The sequence below is a fragment of the Oleiphilus sp. HI0043 genome, assembly GCF_001634935.1.
The window spans coordinates 1-964 of sequence record NZ_LWEY01001138.1 but is presented as its reverse complement, the minus strand read 5'-3'; the positions used below and the strand labels follow the sequence as shown (position 1 = coordinate 964).

The following is a 964-nucleotide window of genomic DNA, read 5'->3' as shown; positions in this document are numbered from 1 at the left end:
ACCTAACGATAAAGCCAGGCCGTACAAAGCCCTCAGAACCGGTAAGGATACAAAACGGGTGAGCCGGTTTGAGATTTTAGCGTTAGAACTACGTATCATCGTCATTGGATTTGCTCTCCTGGCGGAGCAGGCTCTGCTCCCTTACTTTGAAGGTAGCATGAACTCATGAATTGAAGTCTGACTCTGATCAAGAACCTATTCATCAAATAGTCTTTTCAAGATGCTTGTAAGTTGCTGTAATTAATTTGCCTTATTCCCGCTAGGCTCCTAGGATTAAAGTATAGAATGAATTTTTGAAAGGTCACCAAAGTACTAACATACTTGTCAAAGAACTCATGAATGACTGCCCACCAACCGTGGACGCGAATTGCTGTATTAAGGAGGCGGTTCCGCTCATGTCAAAGCAAGGTAGCTCCTGCCTGATTATTGTCGAGAACGACAAACCTATCGGAATCGTCACAGAGCGTGACATCACCAAACTGTTTTGCACGCTATTGAAAGACGCTCACTACCCAGAACATTCTATTTGTGAAATCATGACTTCTACGCCTGTTTGTGTTCAGGAAGATAGTCTATTTAAAGACGCCTTGATGCTGTCACGTAGTCGAAAACTCCGTCATCTCCCTGTTATTAACAATGCCGGACACTTAGTTGGTGTTGTGACCCAATCTAACCTAGTCGATGTATATGTTCGCTTGATCGACAGGCATGCAGAACTGGAAACTAATGTCGAAGAGCTAAAACTATTGTCACTTGAAGATGCCTTGCTAGGTATCGGCAACCGACGCGCTATGGAGGTTGATCTCACACATACTGAACAGCACGCTCTACGAACCCAGAATAGTTATAGTCTAGCTTTAGTGGATATCGACTTTTTCAAGAAGTATAACGATTACTATGGGCATCAATCAGGAGATGATGCGCTCAGACAAGTTGCTCAAACTGTTAAATCAACGCTGCGCAC

Annotated in this window: 1 protein-coding gene; it reads left to right on the top strand. The window is 43.7% G+C overall.

Annotated features, from left to right (window positions below):
- Nucleotides 1-335: 335 nt before the first annotated feature.
- Nucleotides 336-964 (top strand): GGDEF domain-containing protein (locus A3729_RS12760; RefSeq protein WP_197475838.1); only part of this gene is annotated, 629 nt, incomplete at its 3' end.